The sequence below is a fragment of the Pseudomonas sp. GM25 genome, from assembly GCF_000282255.1.
Taxonomy (GTDB): Bacteria; Pseudomonadota; Gammaproteobacteria; order Pseudomonadales; family Pseudomonadaceae; genus Aquipseudomonas; species Aquipseudomonas aphyarum.
Genome location: NZ_AKJQ01000041.1, coordinates 12,955 through 38,164 on the forward strand (window position 1 = coordinate 12,955; position 25,210 = coordinate 38,164).

The 25,210-nt window shown below is 62.6% G+C and carries 19 protein-coding genes; 9 read left to right on the forward strand and 10 right to left on the reverse strand.

Going from position 1 to position 25,210, the window contains the following annotated elements; all coding sequences use genetic code 11:
* Positions 1-113 precede the first annotated feature (113 nt).
* Positions 114-449 carry a hypothetical protein gene (locus PMI24_RS16680; RefSeq protein ID WP_007955877.1) on the forward strand — a complete coding sequence of 112 codons (336 nt, stop codon included), beginning with the start codon at positions 114-116 and terminating at the stop codon, positions 447-449.
* A gap of 22 nt (positions 450-471) precedes the next feature.
* On the opposite strand, the gene PMI24_RS16685 is transcribed toward PMI24_RS16680, so the two are convergent.
* Positions 472-1,329 (reverse strand): LysR substrate-binding domain-containing protein, encoded by an 858-nt coding sequence (locus PMI24_RS16685; protein ID WP_007955878.1) that lies wholly within the window; start codon positions 1,327-1,329, stop codon positions 472-474.
* 110 nt (positions 1,330-1,439) lie between these two features.
* Here PMI24_RS16685 and PMI24_RS16690 point away from each other — a divergent pair, with 110 nt between their 5' ends.
* The 3 genes from PMI24_RS16690 to PMI24_RS16700 all read left to right on the forward strand — a co-directional run bounded on the left by PMI24_RS16690 (position 1,440) and on the right by PMI24_RS16700 (position 4,693).
* On the forward strand, positions 1,440-2,144 hold the full coding sequence (locus PMI24_RS16690) for a haloacid dehalogenase type II (RefSeq protein WP_007955880.1): 705 nt from the start codon (positions 1,440-1,442) through the stop codon (positions 2,142-2,144).
* A 15-nt stretch (positions 2,145-2,159) separates the two neighbouring features.
* Positions 2,160-2,933 (forward strand): aldolase, encoded by a 774-nt coding sequence (locus PMI24_RS16695; RefSeq protein ID WP_007955882.1) that lies wholly within the window; start codon positions 2,160-2,162, stop codon positions 2,931-2,933.
* Positions 2,934-3,121: 188 nt separating this feature from the next.
* Complete coding sequence (locus tag PMI24_RS16700) at positions 3,122-4,693, forward strand: sensor domain-containing diguanylate cyclase (RefSeq protein WP_007955884.1); 1,572 nt, start codon at positions 3,122-3,124, stop codon at positions 4,691-4,693.
* Between the two features lie 62 nt (positions 4,694-4,755).
* Here PMI24_RS16700 and PMI24_RS16705 read toward each other — a convergent pair whose 3' ends face one another.
* The 4 genes from PMI24_RS16705 to PMI24_RS16720 all read right to left on the reverse strand — a co-directional run bounded on the left by PMI24_RS16705 (position 4,756) and on the right by PMI24_RS16720 (position 9,132).
* A complete protein-coding gene (locus PMI24_RS16705) occupies positions 4,756-5,055 on the reverse strand; it encodes a hypothetical protein (RefSeq protein ID WP_007955886.1) in 300 nt (99 codons plus the stop codon).
* 82 nt (positions 5,056-5,137) lie between these two features.
* On the reverse strand, positions 5,138-7,567 hold the full coding sequence (locus PMI24_RS16710; RefSeq protein WP_007955888.1) for a TonB-dependent receptor: 2,430 nt from the start codon (positions 7,565-7,567) through the stop codon (positions 5,138-5,140).
* A 99-nt stretch (positions 7,568-7,666) separates the two neighbouring features.
* Positions 7,667-8,626 (reverse strand): FecR domain-containing protein, encoded by a 960-nt coding sequence (locus PMI24_RS16715; protein ID WP_007955890.1) that lies wholly within the window; start codon positions 8,624-8,626, stop codon positions 7,667-7,669.
* Complete coding sequence (locus PMI24_RS16720) at positions 8,626-9,132, reverse strand: sigma-70 family RNA polymerase sigma factor (protein WP_007955892.1); 507 nt, start codon at positions 9,130-9,132, stop codon at positions 8,626-8,628. The genes PMI24_RS16715 and PMI24_RS16720 overlap by 1 nt, the downstream gene beginning before the upstream one ends.
* Positions 9,133-9,372: 240 nt before the next feature.
* Between PMI24_RS16720 and PMI24_RS16725 the strand changes: the two genes are divergently transcribed.
* Positions 9,373-9,813, forward strand: a complete 441-nt coding sequence (locus tag PMI24_RS16725) for a carboxymuconolactone decarboxylase family protein (protein ID WP_007955895.1) — start codon at positions 9,373-9,375, stop codon at positions 9,811-9,813.
* Positions 9,814-9,817: 4 nt separating this feature from the next.
* Here the strand turns inward: PMI24_RS16725 and PMI24_RS16730 are convergent, their stop codons facing one another.
* Positions 9,818-11,410 carry a DHA2 family efflux MFS transporter permease subunit gene (locus PMI24_RS16730; RefSeq protein ID WP_007955899.1) on the reverse strand — a complete coding sequence of 531 codons (1,593 nt, stop codon included), beginning with the start codon at positions 11,408-11,410 and terminating at the stop codon, positions 9,818-9,820.
* A complete protein-coding gene (locus tag PMI24_RS16735; RefSeq protein WP_007955900.1) occupies positions 11,407-12,528 on the reverse strand; it encodes an HlyD family secretion protein in 1,122 nt (373 codons plus the stop codon). The genes PMI24_RS16730 and PMI24_RS16735 overlap by 4 nt, the downstream gene beginning before the upstream one ends.
* 432 nt (positions 12,529-12,960) lie before the next feature.
* On the opposite strand from PMI24_RS16735, the gene PMI24_RS16740 reads away from it, so the two are divergent.
* The 3 genes from PMI24_RS16740 to PMI24_RS16750 all read left to right on the forward strand — a co-directional run bounded on the left by PMI24_RS16740 (position 12,961) and on the right by PMI24_RS16750 (position 20,126).
* Entirely contained in the window at positions 12,961-14,688 is a 1,728-nt protein-coding gene (locus PMI24_RS16740; protein ID WP_007955901.1) for a ShlB/FhaC/HecB family hemolysin secretion/activation protein, read from the forward strand.
* A gap of 94 nt (positions 14,689-14,782) precedes the next feature.
* Positions 14,783-19,252, forward strand: coding sequence for a hemagglutinin repeat-containing protein (locus PMI24_RS16745; RefSeq protein ID WP_007955903.1), 4,470 nt, complete (start codon positions 14,783-14,785; stop codon positions 19,250-19,252).
* A gap of 145 nt (positions 19,253-19,397) precedes the next feature.
* Positions 19,398-20,126: a class II aldolase and adducin N-terminal domain-containing protein gene (locus PMI24_RS16750; protein WP_007955905.1), complete on the forward strand. Its 729-nt coding sequence runs from the start codon at positions 19,398-19,400 to the stop codon at positions 20,124-20,126.
* A gap of 1 nt (position 20,127) precedes the next feature.
* Here PMI24_RS16750 and PMI24_RS16755 read toward each other — a convergent pair whose 3' ends face one another.
* Genes PMI24_RS16755 through PMI24_RS16765 form a run of 3 tightly spaced genes read right to left on the reverse strand, consistent with a single transcriptional unit; the run spans position 20,128 to position 24,046 of the window.
* On the reverse strand, positions 20,128-21,162 hold the full coding sequence (locus tag PMI24_RS16755) for a GlxA family transcriptional regulator (RefSeq protein ID WP_007955907.1): 1,035 nt from the start codon (positions 21,160-21,162) through the stop codon (positions 20,128-20,130).
* Positions 21,163-21,175: 13 nt separating this feature from the next.
* Positions 21,176-22,837 carry a choline dehydrogenase gene (locus PMI24_RS16760; RefSeq protein ID WP_007955909.1) on the reverse strand — a complete coding sequence of 554 codons (1,662 nt, stop codon included), beginning with the start codon at positions 22,835-22,837 and terminating at the stop codon, positions 21,176-21,178.
* 39 nt (positions 22,838-22,876) lie between these two features.
* Positions 22,877-24,046, reverse strand: a complete 1,170-nt coding sequence (locus tag PMI24_RS16765) for an aromatic ring-hydroxylating oxygenase subunit alpha (RefSeq protein WP_007955912.1) — start codon at positions 24,044-24,046, stop codon at positions 22,877-22,879.
* A gap of 153 nt (positions 24,047-24,199) precedes the next feature.
* On the opposite strand from PMI24_RS16765, the gene PMI24_RS16770 reads away from it, so the two are divergent.
* The gene (locus PMI24_RS16770; RefSeq protein WP_007955913.1) at positions 24,200-24,988 is read left to right on the forward strand and encodes a hypothetical protein; all 789 of its coding nucleotides are present in this window, start codon (positions 24,200-24,202) and stop codon (positions 24,986-24,988) included.
* Positions 24,989-25,210: the final 222 nt, after the last annotated feature.

The window sequence follows — 25,210 nt, forward strand, 5'->3', positions numbered from 1 at the left end:
CTCCGGCGAATTTGAGCTACGTGTCTGTTGAGAGAGACAGGTCTCTATATGTAATCAGGTATCAGTCGAATGTTGATGTCTTGGATCTTTTTGGTCGGGGAGAGAGGGTAGGAATGGCTTCAGGCATGCTTCATTGTGCTTTGGCTGAAGATCAGGATTTCTCGGTTGGTAAAGCCATTCGGTTTTCAGCGTTTGGATTGATATCGCCGGATAAAAGAGACGGAGCCCCGGCGGGATACTCTTATCTGACCCATGCTTTCATTTCCGAGACCTCTAGCAACCGAAGCTCGGAAAGATACTTGTCAGTGGCAGAAATCAACCAACTCCTCTCAGGCAAACAACAAATCCCCTGCAAAGTCGTCGTCACCGCTTACGGCTACAAACCCTACTACTCAAACACCATGAACCTCCCGGTCGCAGACCTGCTGCGCGAAGTCAACAAGCCCTGAGCTCAGCGCCATTCGGGGGGGGTCAAGCAAATCCCCCCGCATCCACACCCAACTCCCCCCGCAAAAACTCCACCAGCCCCCGCTGCAATCCACTCAACACCCCCTCGCGGCTGACCAGCGCCAGCTCCGTCGGCGGTAACGGAGGCAAGTCCGTGCACACCCGATGTTCCGGCAGCACTGCCGACGCCGGCAGCACCGAAACCCCAAGCCCGGAGGCCACCGCCGCTTGAATGCCAGTCAGGCTGTGGCTACCGAAGGCCACCCGCCAGGGGCGTTGCGCCACGTCCAGCAGGCGAATCGCCCGTTGCCGGTACAGGCAACCCTGGGGAAACAGCGCCAGCGGCAATACGCCAGTGGATGAGTCGAATTCCACGCCTTTGACCCAAACGAGTCGCTCCGGCCACGTCGCCCAGGCGGGGCCGCTGTCGGGTTCGCGTTTGATCAGGGCGATGTCGATTTCGCCGCTGTCGAGGCGTTGGCGCAGGTCGAGGCTCATGCCGCTGACGGTTTCCAGCCGCGCTTGCGGGTGGCTGCGGGTGAAGCCGGCGAGGATCAGCGCCATGCGGCGGGCGTCGAAGTCTTCCGGCATGCCGATGCGCAGGATTTCCAGGTCCAGATCGCTGGCCAGGGCTTCGCTGGCCTCGGCGGACAAGGCCAGCAGGCGGCGGGCGTAGTGGATCAGCAGTTCGCCGTGCTCGGTGACACTGACGTTCAGCCCGGTGCGGTCGCGCAACAGCAGCGCATGGCCGACCAGGTCTTCGAGTTTGCGCACCTGTTGGCTGACCGTGGATTGGGTGCGATGGACGCGTTCGGCGGCGCGGGTGAAGCTGCCTTCATCGACCACGCAGACGAAGGTTTTCAGCAGCTCCAGATCCAGCATGGCGGCGGTCTCGATATTTGTTTGGCAACTGACGGTTGGCTATTTATTTAATTTCACACTATCACCCCGAGTTCATAAGCTGAAGCCCTCACTTGCAGAGGAATGCCCCCATGACCTTGATCAACACACCGCGCCCGCAATGGCTGACCTTCGATTGCTACGGCACCTTGATTCAATGGGACGAAGGACTGCGCGCCGTGGCCGAGCGGATCCTGAGCGAGAAGGGCGAACACAGGGTCGACGCCGGACGCCTGATCGAGGTCTACGACCGCCAAGAGCATCGCCTGGAACAAACGCCGCCGCACCGCTCGTTTCGCGAACTGAGCACCCTCGGCCTGCAACTGGCCCTGGAAGAACTGGGCCTGGCGAGTGCCAGCGAAGACAGTCAGCGCCTGGCTGCCGCGATTCCGCAGATGCCGCCGTTCCCCGAAGTCGTCGAGACCCTCGCGCAGCTCAAGGCCAAGGGTTTCAAACTGTGCATCGTCTCCAACACCGATGACGACATCATCGCCGGCAACGTCGCTCAACTCGGCGGCCACATCGACCGGGTGATCACCGCGCAACAGGCCGGCGCCTACAAACCTGCGCCACGGCTGTTCGACTACGCTCATGAGCAATTGGGCGTCAGCCGCGATCAGGTGGTGCACATCTGCGCCAGCCCGATGCTCGACCACACGGCGGCCCGCGACATGCATTTTCGCTGCGTATGGATCGATCGCGGGACCGGTCGTCAGTTGCTGCCGGACTATCGGCCCGACGCGATCCTCAACACGCTGGACGAAGTGCTGCCGTTGTTCGCGTCCCTTGGCTGGTAATAGAGGAGTTTCGCCATGGCCCACACCCTGACCGGCAGCGCCCGACCCACGCGTTCCGGCTCGTTGAACCTCGACAGCGAAGTCATCATCACCGCCCGCCACGAACTGGCAGCGTGCTTTCAACTGGCGGCGCTGCACGGGCTGGAGGAGGGGATCTGCAATCATTTTTCGGCGATGTTGCCGGGGCACGCTGACCTGTTTCTGGTCAATCCGTACGGCTATGCGTTTTCCGAAGTGACGGCACACAACCTGCTGGTCTGCGACTTCGACGGCAACGTGGTGGACGGCGAGGGCCAGCCGGAGGCCACTGCTTTCTATATTCATGCGCGGCTGCACCAGCGGCTGCCCCGGGTGAAGGTCGCATTCCACACGCACATGCCGAACGCGACGGCGTTGTGTCTGCTGGAGGGGCCGCCGCTGTTGTGGCTGAGTCAGACCGCGCTGAAGTTCTACGGGCGCACGGCGGTGGACGAGCATTACAACGGGCTGGCGCTGGATGAGCGTGAAGGCGACCGGATTGCCGGGGTCATGGGCGACGCCGACATCCTGTTTCTGAAGAATCACGGGGTGATTGTCGCGGCGCCGACCATCGCCGAAGCCTGGGACGACCTGTATTACCTGGAACGTGCCGCGCAAGTGCAACTGCTGGCGATGGCCACGCAACGGGTGTTGAAACCGGTGCCGCACGCGATTGCGCAACGGGCGTACGAGCAGATGCGCGAGGGCGATCCGGAAAGTGCGCGGGCGCATATGCACAGTGCGATGCGGCGGTTGGCCCGTCAGGGCTGATGCGGGCAAAAACGGGCAGGCAAAAATAATTTGTGTCGCAGGTCATCCAATTGCCCTGCGCGCCGATAGCAACAGGGTCGGGATTGTCGCGGTGGCACTTGGTTGCCCCACACAACCCGGTGGGCTACGCTCACAAAAAACAAGGGTTTCGGGCCTTTGCCCCTGTCGTACCTGCCCAGGACACGCTTTTGCCTATCCCCATTCACGATCCGCACCAGGCCCCCGGCGGCACTCTCAAGCGTTTGCCCCTGCGCAAGGCGGCGGTGTTGTTCATCGTTGCCGTGTGTCTGTGCCTGTCCGGTCTGCTGTATTTGCAGATCGAGCAGTCGCGGCGCCAGGATCTGGCGAACGCGCAAATGTCGTCGGCCAACCTGACCCGGGCCATGGCGCAGCAGGCTGAAGACACCTTTCTGGCGGCGGATCTGGTGCTGACCAGCCTGGTCGACTGGATTCAGGACGACGGCTACGGCGCGGCGCAGAAGCCTCGCTTGCAGAAAACCCTCGCCCGGCGGGTGCAGCAACTGGAGCAGTTGCACGGCATGTTCCTGTTCGACCGCGAAGGGCAGTGGGTCATTACCTCTTTCCCGGATCTGCCGCGCGGCAATGGCGTGGCGGATCGCGAGTACTTCAAGTTTCACCAGCAGAACGTGTCGGCCGTGGCGCACATCGGCCCGGCGATCCGCAGCCGCGAGAACGGCGAGTGGATCATCCCGATCTCGAAACGGGTCAACGACCGCGCCGGCAACTTCCAGGGCGTGTTGCTGGCCGGGATCAAGATGTCGTACTTCGACAAGTTCTTCAAAAGCTTCAGCCTGGATGACAACGGCACCATGTTCCTCGGCCTGACCGACGGCACCTTGCTCGCCCGTCGGCCGTTCGACGAGGCCCTGATCGGCACCTCGCTGGCCAAGGGCGAGATCTATCAGAAGCTGCTGCCCAACGCCTCCGCCGGCACCGCGATGATCGATTCGGTGGTCGACGGTGTGACGCGCCTTTATGGCTATCGGCAGCTGGAAAGTTATCCGCTGGTGGTGTCCGCCTCTTCATCGCGGGACACGATTCTTCAGGGCTGGCATGACCGGGCGTTCCAGTCCAGCGTGATCGTGGCGCTGGTGATGCTCGGCGTGGGGCTGTTCGGCTGGGTGTTCATTCATCAGGTGCGCGATGGCGAGCGGATCGAGAAAAACCTGCGCAAGGCCCAGCGGGCGCTGGAGCAGATCGCGACCCACGACAGCCTGACCGGGCTGGCCAACCGGCGCCTGTTCGAGCGCTCGCTGGAAGTGGAGTTTGCCCGGGGCGCGCGGCAGTCGAGCCCGGTCAGCCTGATCATGCTCGATATCGATTTCTTCAAACGCTACAACGATGCCTACGGCCATGTGGCCGGCGACCATTGCCTGACGCAGGTCGCGCTGGTGGTGAAAAACTGCTGCCAGCGCAAATCCGATCTGGCGGTGCGCTACGGCGGCGAGGAGTTCGCGGTGTTGCTGCCGGACACCGACATCAACGGCGCACTGGCGATTGCCGGGCAGATCCGCCGCAGCGTCATGGACAAACACATCACCCACAGCGGCTCGCCCACCGGTTATCTGACGGTGAGCCTGGGCTGCTATTCGTTTATTCCGCTGGGCAACGACAGCCCGGAGCTGTTCATCCAGCGCGCGGACGCGGCGCTGTATCAGGCCAAGAACGCCGGCCGCAATCGCGCGGCCGTGTTGTCGATGGACGTCGGCCTCGGCGAATTGCTGCGCTCGGATCGCTGACAAAACACGCGGTCGGGTTCAGACACAGGCCATGGCACTTACCACGGCCTGCTCTTGTTCGTTCAGCTGCCGGTGCCACCACCGGCGCCGCCAGTCCCACCGCCGGCCGAACCGGTCCCGCCGCCAGCCCCTGAGCCTGAACCGCTGGCGCCGCCGTTGGTGCCGGTGCCTTTGCCCATGCCATCGGAAGTGCTGCCACCCGAAGGTGCGCCGGGCGTGCTGTTTGGTGGCTGGGTCGAGCCGCTGGTGGCGCCGGACTTGGTGCCCGTGGCATCGGCGCCATCGTTGGCGGCAAAACTGGCGGTAGAGGCGGCGGCCAACAAGCCTGCCAACAAAATTGAGGTCAATGTGCGCGTCATCATGGTCTGTCTCCGGAAAGGGGATCTACCTGATATTGGTCTGACGCGCACAAGGCTTGGTGCCGGCCGAGTGACGAGCGGTTTTTTAGAAGTCCACAGTCGCCGAAACCTTCAGCGTGCGCGGCGTGCCCTGGGTCAGGTAACCGCCGTTGGCCGAGGCCCAATAGGCTTCGTTGGCGACGTTCTCCAGATTGGCTCGCAGGGTGATCTGCTTTTCATCCAGCTTGAAGGCATAGCGTGAGCCGAGGTCGAAGCGGTTCCACGCCGGAATGCTCTGGGTGTTGGCCGCGTTCAGGTACTGGCCGCCGGTGCGCAACATCCGCGCGCTGAGGGCGGCGCCTTCGAGGCCCGGAATGTCCCAGTCAGCGCCAAGGTTGAACTGGAAGCGCGGCACCCCGACGGCGCGGTTGCCGTCATTCACGCCGTTGCTGCTGCCTTCCAGTTCAGTCTTCATCAACGTTGCGCCGCTGAGCAGGCGCAGGCCGTCGAGCGGTTCGCCGTAGACATTGAGTTCCACGCCTTTGTTGGTCTGCTGGCCGTCGACCCGGAAGATACCGTCCTGGGTGTAGCTCGACGGTTGCTCGATGCGATAGACGCCGAGGTTGGCGCCGTAGCTGCCCATGTCCAGGCGCACGCCGGCTTCGATCTGCTTGCTGCGCACCGGGGCGAAGGTTTCGTCGCGGTTGATCGCGGTGGTCGGCGGCGTCGGGCCCTTGGCCAGGCCTTCGATGCGGTTGGCGTAGAACGACACGTGTTCCCACGGCTTGATCACCAGACCGTAGACCGGGGTGGTGATCGACTCTTCATAACTCGAAGTGCGGGCGCCGGTGGCGGTGCTCCAGCCGTCGACTTTCAGCGCCTGGCGACGCACGCCGAGGGTCAGCAGGATGCGGTCATCAACGAAGCCGAGGGTGTCGGAAATCGCCTCGCTGCGCAGGATGTTCTTGCCGGTGATGCGCGGGTCGTTGATGTCGCTGGCAAACGAGGTGGGCGCCGGGCGCGGCTTGTCGGTGACGTTGTACAGGTTGGTGCTGTAGCGCCCGGCGGTGCCGATGGTTTCGAACGCCGAGCGCTGCTCGCCCCAGATGCCCGCCCAGCCGATGTTCAACTGGTGCGTGACGGGGCCGGTGTCGAAGCGGCCGTTGAGCCCGGCCATGGCGCTTTGGTTGTCTTCGTCGTGGGGCGAATAGAGCATGCCGCCACGGGCATTGCCGTTGAGGTCGGTGACGGTCAGCGACGAGTACACGCCGTTCTCGCGGGTGTGCTTGGCACCGCCGGACACGTAGGCCGTCCAGTTATCGTTCAGGTCATATTCGGCGCGGGCCATGCCGAAAGTGTCTTCGAGTTGCGAGTAGCTCCAGCTCTGGGCGTAGCTGGCATTGGCGTGCGGCACTTTGGGGGCTTTTGTCAGGCTCGAATCGACGTAGATCACCGAGCGTCCCTGGTTGATCACCTGCTTCTGATAACCGAAATCGGTCGAGACCCGCAGGCGATCGCCGCGATAGTCCAGGCCAACGCTGAACAGCGACGAGCGTTGATCTTCGTCATCGACCGCGGTGTCGCCTTCGCGCTGCATCAGGTTGACCCGCGCGCCGAAGCGGTTGTCCTCGCCAAAGCGCTGGCCCAGATCCAGATGCCCGCCGACCCGGCCGTCGGCGCTGTAGTCGAGGGTGACGCTACGGGTCGGGGTGTCCATCGCGCGTTTGGGTTGCAGGTTGATCCCGCCACCGATGCCGCTGCCGCTCGGGGTCACGCCGTTGACGAAGGCGTTCGGGCCCTTGAACAGTTCCACCCGGTCCAGCGCTTCGACGGCGATGATCTGTCGGGGCAGCACGCCATAGAGGCCGTTATAGGAAATGTCATCGGAGGCCAGCGGCAGGCCGCGGATCATGAACATCTGCGAGAAGTTGCCGAAGCCGTTGGACTGGCGCACCGAAGAGTCGTTGAGCAACACATCGCCGACGGTCTGGGCCTGCTGATCGGCCATGGTCTTGGCAGTGTAGCTGGTGACGCTGAAGGGCAGGTCGTTGACCTCCTGGTTGCCGAGCATACCGATCTGCGCGCGGCGCGCGACCTGTTCGCCGCCGTAGGTGTCGCCGCTGTCATCATGCAGCGCGCTGACGTTGGTGGCGCCGAGTTCCAGCGCGCCGTCCGCCGCGACTTTCGGGGCCACGGTGTAACCGTTGTGGCCGGTGCTGATCAGTTCGAAACCGCTGCCTTCCAGCAACCGCGCAAAACCGCTCTGCGCGGTGTAGCTGCCTTGCAGGCCCGGGCTCTGACGATTGCCCAGTTGCGCCGGATCGAACGACAGCGGCACGCCGACGCTGACCGCAAATTGCGCCAGCACATGGCTGAGCAGGCCGGGGCCGATGTTGACGGTGCGGCTGGCGCTTTCACTGACGCTGTCGGCGGCGTGGGCGGCGGTCGGCAGCAGTGCGCTGAAGGCCAGGGCCAGGCTCAGGTTCAGGGCCTTGAGCGCAAAGGTGGCGGGGCGGGGCGATGGCATTGCGGTCATTCGGTGTTCCTGTCGGGGGCGTGGAATTGAAAGGTCTATCCACTCACCGGACGAGTCGCGAAAAGGTATCAGCAAATATCGAAAATATTTTCCGAGGGCTCAGACTCGCGGTTCTACCGACAGCCAATAGCGGGTCAGGCTGTTGATGTTCAGCGGCAACGTATCGCTGAGCAAACGCAGGCTGGCGTCGGTGTCGCGCAGGGAAAATGCCCCGGACACGCGCATCGCCGCCACGTCCGGATGACAGCGCAGCACGCCCCGGCGATAGCGGCTCAGCTCGCCGAGCAATTCGTCCAGACGCATGTTGCTGGCCAGCAGCATGCCTTTGTCCCAGGCCAGGGACGCGGTGTCGAAGGTTTCGGCGCTGTCGAAGCTGTTGAGCTTGAAGCGCTGGCGTTCGCCCGCCTGGAGAATCGCGCTCTGCTTGAGCAGTTGCGGGGTGATCTGAACCTGGCCTTCGAGCACCGACACCTGGCTGCGCGAACCTTCGGTGCGCACGCAGAATCGCGTGCCCAGCGCGCGGGCCACACCCTGCGGGGTTTCGACAATGAACGGACGGGCGCTGGCGTCTGCGGCGGTGTTGATCAGCACTTCACCGTTGAGCAGCAGGACGCGACGCTCCACCGGGCTGAAAGCGATGTCCACGGCGCTGTCGGTGTTGAGCACCAGTTGAGTGCCGTCCGGCAATTGCAGGTTCTTCTGCTCGCCGACAGCGGTGCGCTGGTCGGCGGTCCATTGCTGCCACGGCACATGTTGCGAGGCCATGCCCAGTGGCCCGGCCATCAACAGCAAGCCGAGGCGGGTGAGGGTCTGGCGACGGCTCAGGCCTTCTTTGCGGGACGCGCGTTTCAAGGTCTGGATCGCGACATTGGCCGGAACGCTGCGCAAATCCCCCAACAGGGCTTCGGCCCGTTGCCAGGCGATGGCGTGCTCGGCGCTGCGGCTGCGCCATTGGGCGATGGCCTGATGGTCGGACGGGGTCGCGGTGCCGGAATGCAGTTGCACCAGCCAGTCGGCGGCTTCGCCGAGAATCTGCGGATTGATCATCGACGAATTCATCAGGCGACACTCAGGCAGGCAATGAACGCGGCACGCATGTGCCGTTTGATGGTGATCAGCGAAACATTCAGGCGCGTGGCGATCTGCGCGTAGGTCAGGCCTTCGATCTGCGACAGCAGGAAGGTCTCGCGGGTCTGTTCCGGCAGTTCGCGCAGCAGCGCTTCGATGCGCCACAGGGTTTCGAGAATCAGGTAGCGGGTTTCCGGCGACGGGACTTCGGCGACGGGCAGGTGCGCGATGGTTTCCAGGTACGCGCGCTCCAGGTCCTGGCGCCGCCAGCGGTCGATCACCAGACCTTTGGCGATGTGCGTCAGTAGCGCCCGGGGCTCGCTGCCCAGTGGCTTGATCACCTGACGGGTGAGCAGGCGCAGGAACGTATCGTGCGCCAGGTCAGCCGCCTCGCAGCGGTTGCCCAACTTGCGCTGCAGCCAGCCCTGCAGCCACCCGTGGTGTTCGCTGTAGAGCGTCTGGACTTGCTGATTCAACGGCTGATCAAGGGACGACATGAAGGGCAGATACTCGTTTCGGGCGTCCGTTGCCAAGGGTGCGATCGTGAGTGCGAAAACGGTGCAATTAAGAATTGATCGCATTCTAGTGGCACAGAACGAGCGCTGGCAATTGCCCCGCAACACTTTCTTTTCTGACGCCAGAGGAGTGGCCTACCCGTCTTCCGGGAGATTGGCTATTTGCCTGGCCCGGCGCCGGGACTAACGTAGCCACACATTCACTTGCCCCGGAGAGTCGCCATGAAACCTCGTATCGATTTCTACACCGCGTCCCCAGATGCCCTGAAAGCGATGATCGCCCTGGAAACCGCCGTCTCGAAACTGCCGCTGGAAAAGACCCTGATCGAACTGGTCAAGCTGCGCGCTTCGCAGATCAACGGCTGCGCGTTCTGCATCGACATGCACACCGCCGACGCGATCAAGGGCGGCGAAACCCCGCGCCGGTTGTTCGCCGTGACCGCGTGGCGTGAGGCGCCGTTCTTCACCGAACGTGAACGCGCCGCGCTGCTGTGGACCGAAACCCTGACTCAACTGAGCCTGACCCACGCCCCGGACGAAGACTACGAAGTGGTCGCCGCCCAGTTCTCGCCCAAAGAAATGGTCGACCTGAGCGTGGCGATCAGCACCATCAACAGCTGGAACCGTCTGGCCGTGGGCTTCCGTAAAACCCCGCAAGCCTGATCGATCAATGTGCATCGGCACTCGGCGCGGCCGGTGGTTGCACCTTGCGCATCAAGGGCACCATCGCCGTGGCGATGCCGAAGCACACCATGATCATCAGAAACGTGTCGCCGTAGGTTTGCGTCTGCGCTTCACGGTAGGTCAGCAGCCATAGCTGACGCAGGCTGGCGGTGAGGCCGACATCGCCGCTCTGACCCAGCGCGGCAAAGTTGCCACCGACCTGGGCCAGCCACTGATTCACCGCTTCGTTGCTGCTGTTCAGATGTTCCGCCAACCGGGTGAAGTGCAGGTTGGTACGGTCATTGAGAATGGTCGCGCACGCGGCGATCCCGATTGCACCGCCCAGATTGCGCATCAGGTTGAACAGGCCCGATGCATGCTTCAGCCGCGCCGGTGCCAACCCCCCTAAAGTCAATGTCACCGCCGGCGGCACCGCCAGTTGCTGGGCGATCCCGCGCAGGGCTTGCGGCAGCATCAATTCTCCGGCGCCCCAGTCGTGGGTGATCGGACTGAATTCCCACATCGACAACGCGAACAACGCCAGGCCCGCCATCATGATCCAGCGCAGATCGACGCGGTTGGCGAGAAAGGCGTACAGCGGAATAGCCATGATCTGGAACACCCCGGTGGAGAAAACCGCCAGACCAATGTCCAGCGCCCCATAGCCGCGCACCCGGCCGAGAAACAGCGGCGTCAGGTAGATCGTCGCGAACAGGCCGATCCCGGTGACGAAGGAAAAGAAGCAGCCGAGGGCGAAGTTGCGATCCTTGAGCGCGCGTAGGTCGACGATCGGATTGGCTACATGCAACGTGCGGCCGATGAAGGCCAGCCCGGCGAGGCCACTGATCCACGCGGTGGTCAGAATCGTTTGATCGCTGAACCAGTTCCAGCGCGGGCCTTCTTCCATCGTGTATTCCAGGCAGCCGAGAAACAGCGCCAGAAACACCATGCTCAAATAGTCCGCGCCCTTGAGCAGCGACAGTTCCGGCTGGTCGATCTTCACCAGCATCGGCACTGCCACGGCAACGAAAATCCCCGGCACCAGGTTGATGTAGAACAGCCAATGCCAGGACGAAATGTCGGTGATCCAGCCGCCGATCACCGGGCCCAGCGTCGGTGCCAGCGACGCCACAGCACCGATGGTCGCGGCAGCAATCACTCGCTGTTTGCCGGTGAAGAAAAAGAACGCCGTGGTGAACACCAGCGGAATCATCGACCCGCCGAGAAACCCTTGCAGCGCGCGAAAGGCGATCATGCTCTGGATGTTCCAGGCCGCGCCGCACAACAGGCTGGCGAGGGTAAAACCGACGGCCGAAGCGCAGAACAGCCAGCGGGTCGAGAACACCCGCGACAGCCATCCCGACAGCGGAATCACGATGATCTCGGCGATCAGATAACTGGTCTGCACCCACGCCGTTTCATCGGTGCCGGCGGACAACCCGCCGCCGATATCGCGCAGCGAGGCCGAGACGATCTGGATGTCCAGCAACGCGATGAACATGCCGATGCACATCGTGGCGAAGGCGAACACTTTGGTCGCCGTCGCCATGTCGGCGGCATTGAACGGCTGCGCGGAGGCGGTGAGGGCGGTGCTCATGGCGCGCTGGCCACGGCGGTGGTTTCAGGTTGGGCGCGGGTGTCGACTTCAGCGGTCACCGACAGGCCTGGACGCAGGTGGCCGAGCACGCCGTCGGCCGGGTCGAGCAGGATCCGCACCGGCACGCGCTGGACGATTTTGGTGAAGTTGCCGGTGGCGTTTTCCGGCGGCAGCACGCTGAATTGCGAACCGGTGGCCGGGGCGAGGCTGTCGAGGCGACCGTGGAATTCCTGGCCGGACAACACGTCGGCGCGGATGCTTACGCGCTGGCCGGGTTTCATCCGCGCCAATTGGTCTTCCTTGAAGTTGGCATCGACCCACAGGCCGCTGGCCGGCACCACTGACAGCTGCTGCGAACCTGCCTGTGCATAAGCGCCGACCCGCGCGCGGCGGTTGCCGATTACCCCGTCGACCGGGGCGCGCAGTTCGGTGTAACCGAGGTTGAGTTGTGCCAGATCACGCTCGGCCCGGGCTTGCTGAAGGGCAGCGCGGGCCTGTTGTTTCTGGGTTTCGATCACGGTGAGCTGGCGTTGCGCGGCCAGCAGTTCGGCCTGGGCTTTGGCGCTCAAGGCTTGCGCGGTCTTGAAGGTGGCATCGGCCCGTTGCGCGCTTTCCACCGAGACTGCATTGGTGGTCACCAGACGCTTGTAGCGGGCGTTGTCGTCCCGCGAACGGGCGGTTTCGGCGCTGGCGGCATCAATGCCGGCGCGGGCCTGACCGATCACCGCTTGCTGCAATTGTTCGGTAGCGTCGAGGTTGGCCAGCAGCGCTTCCTCGGCGGCGACCGCGCCTTCGGCCTTGGCCAGATTGGCGCGGTAGTCACGGGCGTCGAGGCGAATCAGCACGTCGCCGGCCTTCACCTTCTGGTTGTCGCTGACCAGCACTTCTTCGATGTAACCGGCGACTTTCGGCCCGATCACCGTAACATCGCCGCCAATGTAGGCATCGTCGGTCTCTTCAAGAAAACGCCCGGCGCCCCACCAATGCACGGCGTACAGCCCGGCCAACACCAGCGCGGCCAGACCCGCAGTCGGCAACAGCAGGCGTTTGAGCAGGGGAGGTTTGGGGGCGCTGACCGGAACGGCGAGATCGGGTTCTACGGTGGGCATGCTGGTCATGGCGTAATACCTGGGGAAAGCGGATCGTTATTACGGCTGTAATATGACGCGAGTAATATTTTGTGGCAATTGATTTTTATCGCCGGTCGTCAGTTGCTTCAGATGTCCGATTAATTGCGCAAGAGCCTCAGGGATTGGAGCGTGGTCGAAACGACGCTGCGACCGCCACGATCAATCGATCGAGCAACAACGGCACGATGCCAAGGCTGTTTTATGAGCGGTGGATTGGTGTTAGCCACGAGGTCTCAGGCCCTCGGGGAAACCCTGATGATCTGCAACTTGCTGGCGTTATCGCTGGCGATCCGCGCTAAAAGGGCATTTGTTTAAGAAATGTAAGCAGCGTAGGAAGCGTCTTGCAATTGTGTAGGAAGGCTCTGACTATCACCGCTATTGATGGGGTGGCATTAAGCCAGTTGATTGCAAGGATGTTGAGTGCCGTATTCGCTTTGCGTTGTTTCTCGTAGTCGTTCCCTGCCTCGCCCGCTGTTGTCGGCCTTGTTGTTGAGTGTGTGTGCGCCCAGCGTTCTCGCCGCCGAAGCTCCAGCCCCTGGCCAGGAAGTGCTGCGCCAGCAACAACTGCAACAGCGTGACCTGCAACAACTGCAACTCGAACAGCGCAAGCGCCAACTGGAGCGCGGCGCGTTCGGCCCGGCGCCGGCCAATCCGGCCATTCCTGAATCGATCAAACCCGACGAACGCTGCTGGCCCTTGAGCGGCACGCGCATCGGTGGTGTCACGCTGATCGATAAAGACAAACTCAACGCCCGGATCAAACCGTTGCTGGCGCCGTGCATGGGCGTCGGCCAGATCAACCATTTGCTGGCGACCATCACCGCGCTGTACGTGGAGAAGGGCTACATCGCCAGTCGGCCGTACTTGAGCAGTGCGCCAGCGGCCGGGCAATCGCTGGATATCCTGATCGACGAAGGCTATATCGAGTCCATCGAACTGGCGGATCAAAGCCTGCCGGTGTCCCTCGGCGGGGCGTTTCCCGGAATGCTAGGCAAACCGCTGAACCTGCGGGATCTGGAGCAGGGACTGGATCAGTTGAACCGTCTGCGTTCGCTCGATCTGACCGCCGACATCGCCCCCGGCAGCCAGCCCGGTGCGTCAAAAATCATCTTGCGTTCACGTACTTCCGGGCAGTCACGCTGGGCCCTGGGTGCCGGTTTCGACAACCTCGGCAGCGCCAGCACCGGTCGTGATCGAGATACGCTGAGCCTGACCTTCGACAGTCCGCTCGAACTCAACGATCTGTTGAGCCTCAGCGCCAGCGACACCCTCAATCAGGGCGACCGCTACAGCCGCAACGCCAGCCTCTATTACGCGATTCCCTACGGTTACTGGACGTTCAGCACCTTCGCCAGCCACGCCGAATACCGCGCGCCGTTCAAGCTCAGCACGCTGACTTTCCACAGCACCGGCATCACCGATCAGCTCAGCCTGCGCGCCGACCGTGTGTTGTGGCGCGACCAGAGTCATCAGCTCAGCGCCAACCTGCAACTGGCGCACAAGGACGTCGACAGCTATCTGGAAAACGTCCGCCTCGGCATCCAGAGCCCGACCCTGACCGTGGCCGAGGCCGGACTCAATCTGTTCTGGCTCGACCGCGCGGTGTGGAACCTCGACGTCAATTACGCCCAGGGTTTAAGCGGGTTCGGCGCCGACGACGATGCCGATCACCAGGTCAAGAACCTGCCCAAAGCACAGTTTCGCAAGTACCGCGCCGGCCTCAGCCAATGGCGCAACGGCCAGCTCGGCGCGCAAGCCTGGCAATGGCAGAGCCAACTCAATTTGCAGTACAGCCCGGATCCGTTGCCAGCCATCGAACAACTGCTCGGCACCGACGATTCCGCGGTGCGCGGTTACCGGGTCAGCAGTGCGTCCGGCGCCAGCGGCGCGATCTGGCGCAACACCTTGCGCCTGCCGTTGCGCAGCGATTTGCCAGTGCAGCTGACCCCGCGTGTCGGCCTCGACCACGGCTGGATCAAGGCCGATCACGGCGCTCCGGTCCAACGCCTGAGCGGCGCCAGCATCGGCCTCAATCTGGGCTGGAAAAACCTGCAGGTGGATGTCGATTACCAACGCAGCCTCAACACCCCGACCGGCCTGCACCGCGAGCCTGAAACCTGGCTGATGCGGGTCGGATTACAGATATGAACGTCAGTGAACAACAGCCATCGGACCTGAGCGCGACAGCCGTGGCCTTCAACTCAACGCGCAACGTGATGCCGCACTACATGGAGAGTTTTTTATGCCAATGAATACCTTTGCGTTTCATCTTTCCCCACGGGGCAAACTGCGCTGGGCCATCGCCAGCCTGTTTCTGGTCGCTCACCTGCCGGGCGCCATGGCCGGCGGTGTGGTGGTCGCGCCCGGCCCCGGCGGCACCGCGCAATTGCAAACCCAGGGCGGCGTCCCGATCGTCAACATCGTCGCGCCGAACGGCTCGGGTCTGTCGCACAACCAGTTCCTCGACTACAACGTCGACCGTCAGGGCCTGGTGCTGAACAACGCCCTTCAGGCCGGGCAATCGCAGCTCGCCGGGCAACTGGCGGCCAACCCGCAATTGCAGGGCCAGGCCGCGAGCGTGATCCTCAACGAAGTGATCAGCCGCAACCCGTCGGCCATCAACGGCGCCCAGGAAATCTTCGGTCGCGCCGCCGACTACGTACTCGCCAACCCGAACGGCATTTCGGTGAACGGCGGCAGCTTCATCAACACGCCGAACGCCAATCTGGTAGTCGGCCGTCCCGAGCTGAACGACGGCAAGCTGCAAGCCCTGAGCACCCGCGACGCCACCGGTCAGTTGCAGATTCAGGGCGGCGGACTGCGTAACGGCGAGGGTTCGATCAACCTGATCGCACCGCGTATCGACAGCCAGGGCGCAATCAGCGCTCGCGATCAACTGAACCTCACCGTCGGACACAATCAGATCGATTACGCCAGCGGCCAGGTGAAAGCCGTGGACCCGGCGGGCAACACCACCGATCAACGGATCGACGCCAGCCTGTTCGGCGCGATGCAGGCCGGGCGCATCAACATCGTCAGCACCGCTGAAGGTGCCGGCGTGAAGGTCGGCGCTGTGCAAGTCGCCGGGCGTGACGGTGTGCAGATTCGCTCGGCGGGCGACTTGAGCGTCAGCGGTCAGGCGATCCCGGACAGCCTCGACGTGACCCGCGCCGGCATTCGCAGCAGCCAGGGCGACGTCGGGCTGCACAGCGGCAAGGACCTGACGCTGGCCGCCACCGATGTCAGCGGTCGTGACGTGAAGGTCGAGGCCAAACGCAATCTGACTCTGACCACCGTCGAAAGCCGCAAGCTCCAGGAGCAACGCGAGAACTGGAACAACAGCACCATCGGCATCACCTGGGAAACCTACGAGCGGACCAAGACCGACAGCGATTCGCGCCAGCACGGCACCCAGATCGTTGCCAGCCGCGACGCGCAACTGACGTCCGGCAAAGACACCGAACTGAAAGCCGCCAAGATCGACGCGAAGAACAACCTCAGCGTGCAAAGCGGCGGCGACCTGCGCCTGACCGCCGCCACTGAAAGCCACACCCAGACCGATCAGGGCAAGCACCGCAAACACCTGTGGAAAGCCGACTGGGACAGCAGTAGCGAAGAGCAGCGCAGCGTCACCAGCCAGTTGAAAGGTGGCAACATCGCCCTGCAAACCGCTGCACTGTTGCGCTCCGAAGGCGCCGAACTGACCAGCGCCGGCGATCTGCAACTGGCCGGCAAACAAGTGGAAATCACCACCGCGACCCGCACCAACCGCAGCAGCGACAACCGCTATTCCGGCGATCTGGTTGGCGGCGGTTTCTTCGGCAAGACCGGCGACGCCGACAAGGGCCAGACCCAGCATCAGGGCAGCAAGGTCAACGCGGCCGGCAAACTGGTGGTCAAGGCTGACGACGTGCGCATCAGCGGCAGCCACGTGCGTGGCGGCAAGGACGCCAGCGTGATCAGCGACAACGGTTCGCTGACCATCGACGGCGTGCAGGACACCTCGCACAGCAACAACCACGACAAGGACAGCAAGTTCTTCGGCATCACCAAGGACGAGTCCCGGCAGAACAGCAAGGACAGCACCACGGTGCGCAGCGAGCTGGCTTCCGACAGCAACCTCAAGCTCAAGAGCGCCAAGGACATCGAAGTTGCCGGCTCCACGGTCAAGGCCGGCGGTTCGCTGACGGCGGATGCGGGCGGTGATGTGAAGGTGCATTCGACGCAGAACACCCACGACAGCAGCAACAGCACGCAGACCCGTGGTTTCGATGCCTACGCCAAGGAGCAGACGGCGGAGCAGTATCGCGCTGGCGTGCATTACGAAGACAAGGCGCAAACCGTCACCGTCAACGACGTTACCCAGCAGGGTTCCAGCCTCAGCGGCGGCACCGTGCAAGTGAAGGCGGGCGGCGACGTGACGCTGAAGGGCTCCGAGGTGAAATCCACCGCTGGCGACACCAGCTTGAGCGGCAAGAACGTCTCGTTGCTGGCCGAGCAGGACAGCCACAGCACCTCGACCGAAACCCGCAGCACCGGCGGCGGTTTCTACTACACCGGCGGCCTCGACCGTGCGGGCAGCGGCGTGGATTTCTCGCACAGCACTTCGCAAGACACCACCGCTAAAACCACCGCGCAAACCACCGGTGTGCAGAGCAGCGGCAGCCTGAACATCAACGCTGACAAACTCGCCACCGAAGGTGCGCAACTCAAGTCTGGCAACGGTCTGAACGTCGCCGCCAACGAAGTCGACAACCGTGCCGCCAGCAACACCGAAAGCAGCACCCACAGCGAGAGCAACTGGTCGGCGGACATCGGCGCCAACGTCGAGTACAAAGACATCGCCCGGCCGATTGCCGGCGCGGTGAAAGACGTGCTCGGCGGCAAGGTGCCGGACAAGGACGCACTGGCCAATCTCGGTCAGCCGAACGTCGGTATCGACGTGACAATCGGTCATGCCAGCGCCGATAAAACCGATCAGGGCAGCAACGCCGTGGTCAGTCGGTTCGACGGCCAGACCGTGGACGTGAAGGTCGGCGGCACACTGCACGACCAAGGCACGCAGTACAACGCCAGCGCCGGCAAAGTGAACATCAGCGCCGACAAACTGGTGGCCGATGCCGCGAAAAACACCCACAGCAGCACCGACAATTCGGTGGATGCCAAGGTCGATGTGCGCGTCTACACCAAGACCGGTGAAGACGTGAACGTGGCCGGCAGCGGCGCGGGTGGCAGCAGTCAGTCGAGCAAAAACAGCTCCACGGCGGTGGTCGGCGGTTACGCTGGCAACCAGGGTGTGAACATCAATGTCGGCGGCGATGCCCAGTTCGAAGGCAGCCGTTTCGATGGCGGCCAGGGCGGTGTCAGCGTCAAGACCGGCGGTGATCTGGCGCTGAATCAGGCCAACGACCGTCAGAGCAGCGACAGCTCCAGCCTGCGTGGCAACGGTTCGCTGACCGTCGGCACCTTGCCGGGCACCGACGGCACCAATGTCGATCTCGGCGCTGGCTTCCAGCTCGATCACAAAGGCAACCAGACCACCGACAGCCAGGCGCATGTCGCCAGCCTCAGCGGCAACGGCCCGGTGCAATTGAGCAGTGGCGGCAATCAGGTGCAGCAAGGCACGAAGATCGACAGCGCTGGTGCTATCGACCTGAAGGCTGGCGGCAAGCTCGATCTGCAAGCGGCCACGGATTCGCACGTCGCCACCGGCAGCAATCTCGGCGGCGGCCTGAAGGCCGGCGGCAGCAAGACCAGCAGCGAGAAGAGCCGCGATCAGGGCGGCAACCTCAGCGGCAACTTCAACATCGGCCGGGTCAACGAGAACACCCAGACCCTCAGCGGTGGCCAGCTCAACAGCCAGAATGGCATCGCGTTGAGCGGTGATTCGGTGCACCTGCAAGGCACTCAGGTCGGCGCGCCAAACGTCAGCATCGACGCGCAGAAGGGCGGTTTCGTTCAGGAGTCCGCGCAGTCCACCGACAACCGCAATAACTGGAACGTTGCGCTGAACGCCGGCGGCAACCTGAGCAAAAGCACACCGACCGCCGCCGATGAAAAAGTCAGCAGCGACCACGGCTTCAATGCCGGGGCCAAGGTCGGCGTGGACTACCTGCAAGGCACTACCCAGCAGAACAGCCAGATCAAGGCTGACACTGTGGTGTTGAACAGCGGCGGTGATGCGAGCCTCAACGGCGCGCGGATCGATGCGCGTAACGTCAGCGGCAACGTGGCGGGTGATCTGTCGGTCGAAAGCCGTCAGGACTCCAGCACTCACACCAAGGTCGACGTGGATCTGGGCCTGACCGCCAAGAAGACCCCGGCCGACGACAAGGGCAAACTGGCTGGCACCGACTACAAGCCAACGCTGAAAGTCGATGGTGAATACGCGCACAAGGACAGCGTGAAACAAGTCTCCGGTATCAGCGCTGGTCAGGGTGTGAATCTCACCGTCGGCGGCGCTACGCAACTGACCGGCGCGCGGATTTCCGCCACCGAAGGCAAGGTCGATCTGGGTGGTTCGAAGGTCAGCAGCAGCGATCTGAGCAACCTCGACTACGGCGTAAAAGCCGGCCTCGACCTGCCACACAAAACCGAAGAAAACGCACCGAAGGTGTCCCTTGAAAACGGCAACCTGAAAGTCGGCCCGGTGACCCTGAGCGGTCATCTGGACAGTCAGCCCCTGCAAGCGGGGATCGACGAAAAAGGCTGATTCACCGTCAGTGAAACCGGCGGGGGCGAGCCTGCTCGCTCCCGCTTCTGATGGGCACCCCGCTCAAAACGGCAGCCACTGTCGTTTCCCGTCAAGTCGATAAAAGCATGCGCTCTACACTCGGGTGAAACCGGGAGGCCGCGCCATGCACGACAACGTCGAACGCCTGAGAATCCAGCTGGCCTGCGCCCTGCGCTGGGCTACGCGTTTGAACCTGCACGAATCCATCGCCAACCATTTCAGCGTGGCCACTTCGCAGGACGGTCGCGAGTTTCTGATCAACCCCTACGGCAAACACTTTTCGCGGATCCGCGCCAGTGATCTGCTGCTGCTCGACGCCGACGATCCGGACAGTCTCGACCGCCCGGACGCCCCGGATATCACTGCCTGGGCCTTGCACAGCGCCTTGCACCGCAACCAGCCCCAGGCCCGTTGCATCCTGCACACCCACAGCAAATACGCGACGACGCTGGCCTGCCTGAAAGACTCGCGGCTGCCACCGATCGAGCAGAACAGCATGCGGTTTTTCGAGCGGGTGGCGATTGATGACGGCTTCGATGGCATGGGTCTTGGGGAAGAGGCGGAGCGGGTGAGCAGGCTGCTCGGTGACAAGCCGATCCTGCTGATGGGCAATCACGGATTGCTGGTCGCGGCGCCGAGCGTGGCTCAGGCGTTTGATGATCTGTATTACTTCGAGCGGGCGTGCGAGGTGTACATCACGGCGTTGGCGACCGGGCGTGAGTTGCGTGTGGCCAGCGATGAGGTGGCGCGCAAGACGTGTCGGCAATGGCTGGAGTATCCGGGGTTTGCGGATAAGCATTTCAACGCGTTGATGGAAATCCTTGATGAGGAAGAGCCGGCGTATCGGCAGTAATTCATTCCGGTGACAAATGCGCCTTGCTCAACGGCTGACGCATCACCGGCGCACTCCACGCCTGGCGCCGATCCTCACTCGGCGGGCAACCAAACCGCGCGCGGTAAGTGCGGGAGAAATGCTCCAGCGAGCCAAACCCTGAACACGCCGCCACCTGGGCCACGCTCATCTGCGTCTGTTGCAACAGGTTGTGCGCCCGGGCCAGGCGCAGGGTGATGTAGTACTTGAGCGGCGAGAGCCCGGTCTGATGCTTGAACTGGCGCTCCAGTTGCCGACGCGACAGGCCGACTTCGCTGGCTATCGCCTCGCAGTCCAGCGGTTCCTCCAGAGCCTTTTCCATCAGTTGCACAGCGCGGCGGATCTTGTTGCCGTACATCCCGCTGTTGCCCAGGCCGCCGTCGAGCTGATTGTCCGCCGGGGCGCGCATCTGGCCCATCAACAGGTGAAGGCCGATTTCCCGTGCCAGATCCGCATCGAAGCGCTGGCCGATCCAGCCCAGCAGCATGTCGAGAATGGTGGTCGCGCCGGCACAGGTCAGGCGCTGGCGTTCAAGGGTGTAGAGCTGCGGTCGGGCGCGGACCTTGGGGTAGCTTTCCTGAAAACCCTGAAGATTGTCCCAATGCACCGCTGCCTCGTAGCCGTCGAGCACGCCAGCAGCGGCCAGCAACTCAGTGCCGGTTTCGACGCCGATCAACACCGCGCCGAACAGCGCCTGCTTGCGCAGCCAACTCTTGAGCGCCGGATTGCGGCTGTGTTGATGCACCTCGAAACTGGCCAGCACCACGCAGGCGTCGAAGGCCTGCTCGTTGTTCAAGCCATCTTCGGCGATGCTCGCCAGACCGTTGCTGGCCGTCACCGGGCCGGGCTGCAGCGACAGCAACGTCCACTCGAACAGCGTGCGCTGGCTCAGCCAGTTGGCGATGGCCAGCGGTTCGAGCACTGCCGCCAGACCGAAATTGGAAAACGCCGGCAGCAACAGCACCGCAACTCGCAGCGGTGCTTCATTGCGCGGTACAGCTTCAGCGGATCGGGTCATCGCCATCTCTGCTTCATCGTTGTTCGGTCTGCCAGTGCGGGTTGATCCACACCGGTACATCGAGGGCCGGCAACGGCGCGAGGTTGCGGATCAGGTCGCTGGCCTTTTCCGCGATCATCACCGTCGGTGCGTTGGTGTTGCCGCTGACGATCACCGGCATGATCGACGCGTCCACCACCCGCAAGCCGTCGAGGCCGTGTACCCGCAATTGCGGATCGACCACAGCTTCGGGGTCGCCCGCCGGTCCCATCTTGCAGGTGCCGCTGGCATGGTAGCCGGTTTCCGTGACCTGCCGCGCCCAGGCGTCGAGTTCGGCGTCGGTCTGCACTGAACGGCCCGGTACCAGCTCCTCGCCCTTGAATGGCGCCATCGACGGTTGCTCGATGATTTCGCGCACCAGTCGCGCCCCGGCGCGCATGTCGGCACGATCCTGCGCGGTCTTCAGGTAGTTGAACAGAATCCTTGGCGGCCGCCGGGGTTCGGCGCTGTGCAGGGTCACGCTGCCCAGGCTGGTGGGGCGCATGAGGTCGATGTGGATCTGGAACGCGTGGGTCGGCACCAGCTCGACGCTGCCCGGTTGCACGGCCAGCGGCATGAAAGTCAGCTGCAGATCCGGGTGTTCGACGCCGGCCCGGGAGCGCAGAAACGCACCGGCCTCGAAATGATTGCTCGCCGCCAGGCCATCGTGACGCACGAACCAGCGCGCGCCGATCCACCATTTGCCCGGCGCGGTGGTCCAGCGATACAGCGACACCGGTTGCTTGCAGCGAAATTGCACCACGGCATCCGGGTGATCATTGAGGCGTTTGCCGACGCCGGGCAGGTCGTGAATCACGCTGATTCCGAGGTCGCGCAATTCTGCCGCCGGGCCCACACCCGAGAGCAACAGCAACTGCGGAGAATTGATCGCCCCGGCAGTCAGCAACACTTCCCGGCGAGCGCGGACGGTGTTCGTTTCGCCGTTCTGTTCGTAGTCAATCCCGACCGCTCGCCGCCCCTCGAACAGGATGCGCAACACCAGCGCATCGGTGACCACGCGCACGTTGCCCCGAGCCAGCGCTTCGCTGAGATAACCGCGCGAAGTGCTCCAGCGCCGACCGTTGCGCGTAGTGCGATCCACCGGGCCGAAGGCTTCCTGACGATAACCGTTCAAGTCCTCGCTGACGCCATAACCGGCCTCGACCCCGGCCGCGATGAACGCCGCGCACAACGGTGTTTCGACATCGCCGGGAGTGACGTGCAAATGGCCGTCGCCGCCGCGATAGTCATCGCCACCGTCGGCGTGAGTCTGCGCTCGCTTGAAGTACGGCAGCACTTCGAGATAGCTCCAGCCGGTGCAGCCCTGCTCGACCCAGCCGTCGTAATCCCGGGCATGGCCACGGATGTAGACCATGCCGTTGATCGACGATGAACCACCAAGGGTTCGGCCTCTCGGCGTGCCGATTCGGCGGCCGTCGAGATACGGCTCCGGCTCCGACTGATAACTCCAGTTGTAGCGCGACCCGCCCACCACAAGGCCCACAGCAGACGGCATGTCGATCGTCCAGCTCTTGTCCTCGGGCCCGGCCTCCAGCAGCAGGATGCGCACGTTCGGGTCTTCGCTCAGACGATTGGCCAACACGCAACCGGCCGAGCCGGCGCCCACGATCAGGTAATCAAACCCGGTTTCGTCCATGGTTTGCTCCGTTCTGACAAATGACGAGGGAAGGGCGGATCAGTCCACGGTGTGGCCGTGAATGCCGTTGAACACCAGGCGATGAAAGTGATGCACCAGATGCTCGCTTTCGTTGCTGCGCTGGGCATCGATCATGTAGCGGCCCTGGTCGTAACCGAGCGAGCGCAGGCCTTTTTGCACCGAGATGTTCAGGGCGATGTCCTCAGGGCCGAGGTCTTCGTTCATCCACTTCATGCAAGCGGTGCTGACGGCAGCGGTCTCGGGGTTGCTGGAGTAGTAACCGAAGCGCAGCAGCGATCGCTCGGCGTCCAGCGGAATCATGATGAACGAGCCGAGAAACTCGGAGAACGGGAAGGTGTAGAAGGTGTTGTTCGGCCACATGCCGATGTTGAAAAAACATTCCTGCGGGTTCGGCTCGCTTTTCAGCGGCACGCCATAGGCCTCGGTCGCCGACAGATTGGCGGGGGCGGCGTACGTCCACCAGTTGTCGCGTTTGATCAACTGGTAACCCTTGAAGTCGATCAGTTTGGCGAGGTCGATGTGGCACGGGCCGGACAGCTTGAAGTGATAGCCCTCGATGGAATTGTCCATGATCACTTTCCAGTTGGCCGGCACGATCACGTCCTGTTCCTCGATCAGGCGCATGTCCGCCAGATCCGGAAACACCCGGCGCATTTCCTCATTGGCACCGGGGAACAGATCCCGCAGCGACGGCGCATTCGGATCGAGGTTGAAGTAGATGAAACCGCCAAGTTCTTCGGTGCGCACCTGGGGAATGTTGAACTGCGCCAGCTCGAAATTCTTCATCCGCTCGCAACGCGGCGCACCGCGCAGGCTGCCGTCCATCTCGTAACACCACGAGTGATAGGCGCAGCGCACCACGCCGCCGGTGGTGCCACGGCGCTCTTCCAGCAGGCGATTGCCGCGATGCTGACAGACGTTGTGAAAACCATGGATCTGCCCCTGCCGATTCTTCGCCACCACCACGCTCTGATCGAACAGATCCGTGACCACGAACTGCCCTGGCTCGGCGAACTCACTGACATGTCCGGCGACATGCCAGGCCTTCATGAAAATGTTGTCGCGCTCGGCACGGAACAGGCTGTCGTCGTAGAAGTAGCGCGAGGGCAGGGTGAAGGCCTGCTCCGGATCCTGCTGATCCCAGGCGTCGACCGGACTGTGCTGCTTGCGGGTCTGGAAACTGTGCATGAGGCGATCTCCACGGCGTGTTGTTGTGGGATCTAATCTAGGGCGCGGCGCGGGTGTGGGGTTGATGGATTGCGACCAGTTGATGGGTGGAATGATCAATCGCGAGACAGGTTAATCTATTGGCACAGGCCGGATAGTTCATGGAGGTGACGTTTGGAGGCAGTGATATACAAAACCCTCGTTTCGGTGACCGGGATTCTGCTGAAACCTGTCTGGGTGAAAAAGCTGGGCGATTCGCTGACATCTTTGCTCTGGCGAAGATGTCTGAAAACTGCCGGGAAAAATGCTGACCTGGACGAGAGTGTATTAAACCGTCTAGACGATTTGGCAGCCCTCAAGCGTTTGATGGTCAACACGTTCAAGCCTGACCGTCCGGTTCCTTCGGCGCTGGATTTCGCTATCGCGATCTCCTTTGAATTCAATCAGCATCGCCTTATTTGCGCGGGCCGTCCGAGCTTCGAAGAAATACGCCATTTCGCGGTAGAGCTAAGACGCGAATGGTTGAAAGGAATTATTGAAAGCTCGGCACTGCGGCAACGCTTTCAATTTTTACGAGACGCACATCCTGCTAATTTTTTACAAGACAATGCGTCCTGCTTATCGTCTAACGACGCTCTGCTGGGTAATCGGACGTTATTGGCAGTGAGATATTTTGAAGGATTCAGCTCTTCTGACTCGACGGAGAAAGTGAAGGTCTGGTTGCCCGATGATGCAGGAATCGTGCATTACGATCCTGTTTCCAGCAAAACCGTTACGGTTGCAGTCAACACGTCTCAGGGCACCGATCAGGGTTTTTTCCGAGTCGGATATGACTATTCGATCGAGGGCTCAGGTGCGTGGCTTCAAGTGTGCTTTTTTAACGGCAAAACCAAAATGGAAGCAGCGCAATTCGGCCGTTACTCCGTTGGACGAGCAACTAAGCAGATTTTATGGGCCAAGTGAGATTGGAGTTTCTGAAGGTATAGCTCGCACGCCAGATCGTGACAGTCGGGACTGTGCGTTTCTGACACTGGGTTGGGATGCCTCTCGGGAGACTCATCCATTCAAGTTCCGAATCAACATCTTTATGAGGCGCGTGGTACCTCGAAAGTGTTGGCAGCAGGAGGGACAGAGTTCATTCGTTTGACCTGTAATGTCGATCTCCCCTTGAAGGAGTGTCCTTAC

What these genes read in the sequence shown, in the direction of transcription:
- PMI24_RS16680 (WP_007955877.1), top strand. Translation starts at nt 114, where the DNA reads ATGGCTTCAGGCATGCTTCATTGTGCTTTGGCTGAAGATCAGGATTTC.
- PMI24_RS16685 (WP_007955878.1), bottom strand. Translation starts at nt 1,329, where the DNA reads ATGCTGGATCTGGAGCTGCTGAAAACCTTCGTCTGCGTGGTCGATGAA.
- PMI24_RS16690 (WP_007955880.1), top strand. Translation starts at nt 1,440, where the DNA reads ATGACCTTGATCAACACACCGCGCCCGCAATGGCTGACCTTCGATTGC.
- PMI24_RS16695 (WP_007955882.1), top strand. Translation starts at nt 2,160, where the DNA reads ATGGCCCACACCCTGACCGGCAGCGCCCGACCCACGCGTTCCGGCTCG.
- PMI24_RS16705 (WP_007955886.1), bottom strand. Translation starts at nt 5,055, where the DNA reads ATGATGACGCGCACATTGACCTCAATTTTGTTGGCAGGCTTGTTGGCC.
- PMI24_RS16710 (WP_007955888.1), bottom strand. Translation starts at nt 7,567, where the DNA reads ATGACCGCAATGCCATCGCCCCGCCCCGCCACCTTTGCGCTCAAGGCC.
- PMI24_RS16715 (WP_007955890.1), bottom strand. Translation starts at nt 8,626, where the DNA reads ATGAATTCGTCGATGATCAATCCGCAGATTCTCGGCGAAGCCGCCGAC.
- PMI24_RS16720 (WP_007955892.1), bottom strand. Translation starts at nt 9,132, where the DNA reads ATGTCGTCCCTTGATCAGCCGTTGAATCAGCAAGTCCAGACGCTCTAC.
- PMI24_RS16725 (WP_007955895.1), top strand. Translation starts at nt 9,373, where the DNA reads ATGAAACCTCGTATCGATTTCTACACCGCGTCCCCAGATGCCCTGAAA.
- PMI24_RS16730 (WP_007955899.1), bottom strand. Translation starts at nt 11,410, where the DNA reads ATGAGCACCGCCCTCACCGCCTCCGCGCAGCCGTTCAATGCCGCCGAC.
- PMI24_RS16735 (WP_007955900.1), bottom strand. Translation starts at nt 12,528, where the DNA reads ATGACCAGCATGCCCACCGTAGAACCCGATCTCGCCGTTCCGGTCAGC.
- PMI24_RS16745 (WP_007955903.1), top strand. Translation starts at nt 14,783, where the DNA reads ATGCCAATGAATACCTTTGCGTTTCATCTTTCCCCACGGGGCAAACTG.
- PMI24_RS16750 (WP_007955905.1), top strand. Translation starts at nt 19,398, where the DNA reads ATGCACGACAACGTCGAACGCCTGAGAATCCAGCTGGCCTGCGCCCTG.
- PMI24_RS16755 (WP_007955907.1), bottom strand. Translation starts at nt 21,162, where the DNA reads ATGACCCGATCCGCTGAAGCTGTACCGCGCAATGAAGCACCGCTGCGA.
- PMI24_RS16760 (WP_007955909.1), bottom strand. Translation starts at nt 22,837, where the DNA reads ATGGACGAAACCGGGTTTGATTACCTGATCGTGGGCGCCGGCTCGGCC.
- PMI24_RS16765 (WP_007955912.1), bottom strand. Translation starts at nt 24,046, where the DNA reads ATGCACAGTTTCCAGACCCGCAAGCAGCACAGTCCGGTCGACGCCTGG.